Annotated in this window: 6 protein-coding genes; 3 read left to right on the top strand and 3 right to left on the bottom strand. The window is 68.9% G+C overall.

Annotated elements, in window-relative coordinates; translation table 11 throughout:
• Window positions 1-142 precede the first annotated feature (142 nt).
• Together AC5LUJ_RS22595 and AC5LUJ_RS22590 are read right to left on the bottom strand one after the other, a co-directional pair.
• On the bottom strand, window positions 143-748 hold the full coding sequence (locus AC5LUJ_RS22595) for a pilin (RefSeq protein WP_493465709.1): 606 nt from the start codon (window positions 746-748) through the stop codon (window positions 143-145).
• Window positions 749-855: 107 nt separating this feature from the next.
• Window positions 856-1,605 (bottom strand): hypothetical protein, encoded by a 750-nt coding sequence (locus AC5LUJ_RS22590; protein ID WP_493465708.1) that lies wholly within the window; start codon window positions 1,603-1,605, stop codon window positions 856-858.
• Window positions 1,606-1,934: 329 nt separating this feature from the next.
• Between AC5LUJ_RS22590 and AC5LUJ_RS22585 the strand changes: the two genes are divergently transcribed.
• The 3 genes from AC5LUJ_RS22585 (at window position 1,935) to AC5LUJ_RS22575 (ending at window position 5,623) form a co-directional block, all read left to right on the top strand.
• The gene (locus AC5LUJ_RS22585) at window positions 1,935-2,540 is read left to right on the top strand and encodes a hypothetical protein (RefSeq protein ID WP_493465707.1); all 606 of its coding nucleotides are present in this window, start codon (window positions 1,935-1,937) and stop codon (window positions 2,538-2,540) included.
• The gene (locus AC5LUJ_RS22580) at window positions 2,533-3,414 is read left to right on the top strand and encodes a TRM11 family SAM-dependent methyltransferase (protein ID WP_493465706.1); all 882 of its coding nucleotides are present in this window, start codon (window positions 2,533-2,535) and stop codon (window positions 3,412-3,414) included. Before AC5LUJ_RS22585 ends, AC5LUJ_RS22580 begins: the two co-directional genes overlap by 8 nt.
• 748 nt (window positions 3,415-4,162) lie before the next feature.
• Entirely contained in the window at window positions 4,163-5,623 is a 1,461-nt protein-coding gene (locus AC5LUJ_RS22575; RefSeq protein ID WP_493465705.1) for a site-specific integrase, read from the top strand.
• A gap of 284 nt (window positions 5,624-5,907) precedes the next feature.
• On the opposite strand, the gene AC5LUJ_RS22570 is transcribed toward AC5LUJ_RS22575, so the two are convergent.
• Window positions 5,908-6,480: IS6 family transposase (locus AC5LUJ_RS22570; RefSeq protein ID WP_493465704.1), on the bottom strand; the 573-nt coding region annotated here is incomplete at its 5' end.

The following is a 6,480-nucleotide window of genomic DNA, read 5'->3' as shown; positions in this document are numbered from 1 at the left end:
CGCCGGGTGTGTGCTCTCGCCGCGAGTACCCCGACCCCGGCCAGCACCACCGCGGCGAGAGCACACACCCGGCGATACCGGCCCCGGTGAGCCTGTCTCCACCACCGGATGCCGGGGACCGCCCGGCCGGCGGCCTCGGCCATCAGGCACCCACCACGGACTGCAACGCCCGCAGGAACAGCGGGGCGAGGATCGCCAGCCCGTAGCCAACCGCCGCGTTACGAAACGCCCGTTTCGCGTTATCGATCTCCCCCGGGTCGCCGTTCGCGCCCATGTACCGCAGCCCCCCGACCGTGAAGAACAAGGTCGCGATACCGGCACAGATCCCGATCAGCCAGTTCCGCAAATTTTTGATCACCGCGTCGAGGTCCGGGGAGGACGGTGTCGGCGCCGGTGGTGGGGGTGGCGCCGGGGCCTGCTGGGCCAGCAAAGACGGGTCTGCCCACGCCACCCCCACCGCCACCACCAGCAGCAGGAGCACGAGCCCGGCCACCCCTGCTACCCGCCACCTCCACCCACCCCAGCTCCGGGGAGTTGCCACAAGCCGGCGCGTGCTCGGCGCGCCAGAGGCGTAGCCGGTCAGCATCCCCACCACCCCGGCGACGGCGACGGCGACGGCGACAACGAGCAGCAGCGTGCCGGTTGATGGCCTACCTGTCCCGGTCAGCCGTTGCTGGGCGGCCACCGCCACCCCGGTCAGGAGCAGCACGACGATCACGGCAGCAGCGGTCTGCGCCCACTCCGCCATGACTCGCCGTGTCCGGCGGATCAGAACAGCGACGCGACGAACGGCGCCTGCCCCAGACGGGCGGAGCAGCGAACGGAGCCGTTGACGCTGCGCCCGTAGGGATCGGGTCAGCACGGCAGCCGCACCCCCACCCGGCCGGTCACGATCGCCTGGGCCAGCCGCTCCTCGGCCCGCCCGAGCCGCAGCGCCAGTTCTTCCCCCGGCCCGAGCGCCGTGGACAGCACCGCCAACGGCACCCCGTCGAGCCGGCTCACCGCGATCAGCCCGGCGTCGGTGGCCGAGAGCACGCCCGCGGCCACCGCCTGGGCCAGCACCCGCCGCGGCGCCCCCCACGGCGCCGGGGGCATCGCCGCCGCCACCGGCGGCCCGCTACCGCCGGCGGGCAGGCTCGCCGCCTGCCGGCGGACCTCGGTCACCCCGGCCCGGTAGGCCGCCCACGCCAGCCGCACCCCCAGCCGCGGCGCCGCCGGCGATATCCGCCGCAGCCCTTCCAGAAAACCGATCAGAATATCGGCCTCCAGATCGGCCGGCTCCCCGGGATAGCCGACGGCCAGCAGGCCCACGGTCCGCCGCAACAGCGGCATCGCCACCCCGACCGCGCCCACCTGCCACGCCGGCTCGCCCCGCCGGCCCACCAGATACACCCACACCGCATCCTGGGCCGCCGCCGACGTCGCCGGATGCGCCAGCAGGACCCGCAGTTCCCGCAGGCCCATCGGTCGCTGCGGCACCCCCGTGTGAATATCCGCGCCGTGGACCGCCAGTCCGTCCGGGGCGGCGGTCAGCGTGTAAAAAGCCGCTTCGGCGGTATCCAACGCCGAGCTGTCCGGCGGGAACGAACGATCAGATCTGGTCATTGCAGAGTGTCCTTTCATGCGAGCGCCGACAGACGCTGGAATGCAAGGACGCCACACCCCACCTGACACCAACCTGACAGTGATCAGACGCTTATCTGCTCCGGCCGTACAGACAGTCCGAGCGACCTGACAGGGCACGGACATATCCCTGACAGCGATCTGACCGCGACCAGCGGACCCGGCGTGTCAGATCACCGTCAGCCGCCGCCGGTTTCACTGACAACCGCGGCCCGCGCCGCGCCTTTTCCGTGCAAGTCTCCCCGCGCCGCACCCAGCCCGTCCGCATATCGGTCCCGGGTGCGGTAGCACCCGTGGACGGAGGACTATCCGTGCCCCTGGCCCCACCCACCACCGGCGAGCAGCCATTCAATACTGTTCCGCTCACCGTCTGGCCCACCCCGACAGACAGCCAGCCCGGTACCCTTCCCCCGGCCGCCGCCGCCCGCGCTATCGCCACCTTCAGCCAGCCGGACGACCTGATTATCGTCATCGACGGGCCGGCGATACTCCGCGACGCCGCCGCCCACCTCCACCGCCCCTGCGTCGCCATCAGCCGCCCGGCCACAGATACCGACGGTCGCGCATGGCCTGTACCGGCCGGACACGCCGGACTGGTCATCGACTATCCACCCGCCGGTGACCCGCAGACCCTTCTCCCCGCTTTCGCCCAGACCGCCGGCCTGCTACGTCCCGGTGGCATTCTGCTCACCGTGCACGCCCCCACCGCCGGTCCCACCGACCCGCTTGCCAGCAGCATTACCACCGCCCGCGCCGCCGGCCTGCGCTACCTCCAACACATCGTCGTGCTGGCCACTCCCATCCGCGACGGCCGGCTCCATCCCGCCGGAAACCCCCGTATCCCATCCGGCGGTCTACTCGTCCCGGCACACACCGATCTGGCGGTCTTCACCACCGCGGGAGACCACCATGGCTGACCAGCACTCTCCGCGTCCCCTGTCGGTGTGGGCGACCGCCCAACAACACCCCCGCAGCCAACGCACCGCCCGCTACACCCCGGAATCCACCGCCCACCCGGCGAAAATGCTGCCCGCGCTCGCCCGACACATCATCACCCTGTTCACCACACCGGGCGACCTCGTCCTCGACCCGATGTGCGGCATCGGGACCAGCTGCGTGGAAGCCGCCCACCTCGGCCGCCACGCCCTCGGCCTCGAATACGAACCCCGCTGGGCCACCATCGCCGCCGCCAACGCAGCCCTCGCCACCCGCCAGGGCGCCACCGGAACCATCCGTATCCTCACCGCCGACGCCCGCCGACTGCCCGCGATCGCCCCCTCGGACACGGCGGGAAAGGTGGCCCTCATACTCACCTCCCCGCCCTACGGGAAAGCCACCCACGGGCAGGTCCACGCCGACCGCAGCCACGGCGTCCACAAACGCGACTACCACTACGGCCACGGCACCGACAACCTCGCCCGCCAGGACCTGCCCGGCCTACTCACCGGATTCCACCACATTCTCACCGGCGCGGCCGCGCTGCTACAACCCGATGGGATTATCGCTATCACCGTCCGCCCCTACCGACAGGACGGGGAACTCATCGACCTGCCCGGCGCGATCCTCGACCTCGCCCCGCGCGCCGGTCTGGTCCGCGCCGACCGCGCCGTCGCGCTCCTCACCGGGCTGCGCGGCACCCGCCTGATTCCCCGGACCACGTTCTTCGCCCTGCACAACACCCGCGTCGCCCGCGCCGCCGGCATCCCCCTGCACGCCGTCGCCCACGAAGACGTCCTCCTCCTCCAGAAGACAGGACCGGGATCCCACCCGGCAGCTGGGCCCGCGCAATGACCGGCCCGCAACCCCCAGCCAGCCCACCTGCATGCACGCTGACCTGCGGGAAGACCGACCTGACAGCGCCGCTCGCGGCACCTGACAGCACCCTGACAGAAGGTGCACACGCACCATCTGTCAGATCAGGTTCAGATCACCGTCAGGTCGCCCGCCACGCGCCCAGGCACCCCACCGTTGGGGCGCAGGGGGAAGCCGAGCTGCCGTGACCAGCCGCCCAGACCCCGGTGCGGACAACGCTGAAAGCCAAACATGTCGGGCCGCTCTGCCGCTCCCCCTCGATGACACAACCCGGACCCGCCCCTGACGCGAAGGCTCCCTACATCAGGGCTGGCATTCAACCTGCCCACATCATGTCTTCTCTATCCCGCAGGGATACTCGGCAGCACCGTCCGAGCCGGAACTCACTTTTCCCGCAGAGGGGAACCTTCGATGCCCCGTCATTCCTGGACGGCCGAACGCGTCATCGCACTCGGCTCCACCACCACTCTCACCACAGCCGGACAGATCCTCGGCATCGGCCGCACGAAAAGCTATACCCTCGCCCGCGCCGACGCCTTCCCTGTTCCCGTCCTCCGCATAGGAGGCCGTTACAGAGTCCCGATCGCACCGCTTCTCGCCCTGCTCGGAATCGACAAAGAATTCGCTAGCGACCACTTGACAGAAAACGACGGGTCGAGCCTTGATAGAAACACGGCGGCGTCAACCCACCCGCCCCGAAACCTCGATTCAGGAAAGGCGGCCTGCCATGGAAAAAGAGGGCACCACGTATAAGAGATGCAGTTGCCGTGACCCCAACGGGAAAGGACTCGGCAGAACCTGCCCGAGACTCCGTCGCTCCGGCGGCGGGTGGAATCCCGCACACGGCAGCTGGTACTACGCCGTCGACCTCCCCCGCTATCCCGACGGACGGCGCCGTTACGCACGCCACGGCGGCTTTCCCAGCCACGACGCCGCCCACAATGAAATCACCCACATCCAGAAGCTACTCGCGATCCCTGCAAAAGACGATGAAATCGGCCGTCGCCGCATCGCCGACCTCATCACCACCACGATCCGCAGGAAACAACCCCTGCCCACCATCGAGGACACCCGCCGACGCTTTCACCGCAACGCCGATCTCAATCCCAGCATGACCGTGGAACAGTGGCTCGACCAGTGGCTCGCTGGCCGCAAAACCGTCCGCGCATCCACCCTGCGCGGCTACGTATCCTACGTGAACTACCATCTCAAACCCGCGATCGGGGACATCCGCCTCGACCGGCTCGCCGTCTCCCATCTCGATGTGATGTTCAACGCCATCGACGAACGCAACAGCACCATCCGCGCCGCCCGCGCCTCCACCGACCCCGATATCCGGCTGTCCGTCCGCGGCCAGCGGACCACCGGGAACGCCACCAAACAACGCATCCGCGCCGTCCTACGCGCATCCCTGAACACCGCGATCAGACGCGGTCTCATCACGCACAACCCCGCCTCGCACGTCGAGCTCGCCTCCGGGAAACGCCCCAAAGCTCTCCTGTGGACCCCACAACGCGAAGCTCGCTGGCGCAAAACCGGGGAAATCCCATCGCCAGTCATGGTATGGACCCCTACCCAGATCGGCGCCTTCCTCGACCATGCCACCACCTACCGCCTCTACCCGCTGTTCCGGCTCATTGCCTACCGTGGACTCCGCCGCGGCGAAGCCTGCGGGCTGCACTGGGCCGACATCGACTTCGACCATGCCACCATCGACATCCGCTGGCAGATCGCGCAACTCGGCTGGGCTACCGAAATGAGCCGGCCGAAATCCGATGCAGGCGATCGCACCGTTCCCCTCGACGCCGAAACAATCAAGATTCTCCGGGCCCACCGCACCTGGCAGGAAACCGAACGCATCGCGTACGGGGACGGCTGGCCCGACACTGACCTCGCCTTCACTCAGCCAGACGGCCAGCCCCTCCATCCCAGCCAGGTCAGCGACCTGTTCCACGAGATCGCCGACACGCTCGAGCTGCCGCCGATCAAGCTGCGGGACCTCCGCCACGGCGCCGCCACCCTCGCCCTCGCCGCCGGCGCCGACCTCAAAGCCGTCCAGGAACTCCTCGGCCACGCCACCATCACCCTCACCGCCGACACCTACACCCACCTCCTCCCCGAACTCGCCACCACCATCGCCGAAGACGTCGCCCGCCTCATCCCCCACACCCGCCACCCGACCGACTAATACGAGGCAACACCGGCAGCAGCGGCCGTGATGATCGAGCCCTGGTCGAGCCAGTGATGGCGCGCTGTCTGGCCCGTATCGATATCCGCCTGTGGCTTTGGCGGTGAGAAGTGACCGCAGATGTCGGTGACTTCTCACCGCCAAAGCCACCGCTGCAGGGCCGATGTCGCCCCTCTACTTCTGATGCGGTGGTGTCGGGCCCGACCGTCCGCGGCACGCGCAGGTTTCTCGGGTCTGTTGCGTTATGGGAAAGCAAGACATGGCGGACCCTGCCTGAATATTGATCAGACAGCCAGGGTGAGCTCGGTGAAGGCAGCCGACACCCGCAGCCGCGGGTCGGTGTCGACGCCGAGTTCGTAGTGGCCGCGGCGGATGTTCTGCACGAACGCATGCCCCAAGCTGACCGTCTGGGCGGAACGGAGGCGTTTGAGTCCGCGCATCGGCCGGAGTCTGGCTTTGAACTGGCTGTGGTCGGATTCGATCCGGTTGTTCGCCCGCCGGGCATCGACATGGTGGGCGGCGGGCAGCAGTTCGTCGAGGACCCTTGGGTAGGCCGCAGCCTGGTCGGTGGTCACCTCGACCGGGCGGTGGCCGTGCGACAATGCCTGGGTGAAGAATCGCCGTGCTGCGGCCAGATCGCGGTGGTCGGAGGCGAACACGTCGATGACCTGCCCGAACTGGTCGACCGCCCGGTACAGATAGATCCACTCTCCGGTGACCTTCACGTAGGTTTCGTCGACGAACCACCGGTCCCCGGGAATGTGCCGGCAGGGCCGGGCAACGTCGATCAGCAGCGGGGTGAACCGCTGCACCCACCGGTACACGGTCACATGATCGACGACGAGACCGCGTTCGGT

Source organism: Protofrankia sp. CiP1_Cm_nod3, assembly GCF_982290655.1.
The sequence above is the reverse complement of the archived record's forward strand: the minus strand, read 5'-3'. Positions and strand labels throughout refer to the sequence as shown.

What these genes read in the sequence shown, in the direction of transcription:
- AC5LUJ_RS22590 (WP_493465708.1), bottom strand. Translation starts at nt 1,605, where the DNA reads ATGACCAGATCTGATCGTTCGTTCCCGCCGGACAGCTCGGCGTTGGAT.
- AC5LUJ_RS22580 (WP_493465706.1), top strand. Translation starts at nt 2,533, where the DNA reads ATGGCTGACCAGCACTCTCCGCGTCCCCTGTCGGTGTGGGCGACCGCC.
- AC5LUJ_RS22595 (WP_493465709.1), bottom strand. Translation starts at nt 748, where the DNA reads ATGGCGGAGTGGGCGCAGACCGCTGCTGCCGTGATCGTCGTGCTGCTC.
- AC5LUJ_RS22575 (WP_493465705.1), top strand. Translation starts at nt 4,163, where the DNA reads ATGGAAAAAGAGGGCACCACGTATAAGAGATGCAGTTGCCGTGACCCC.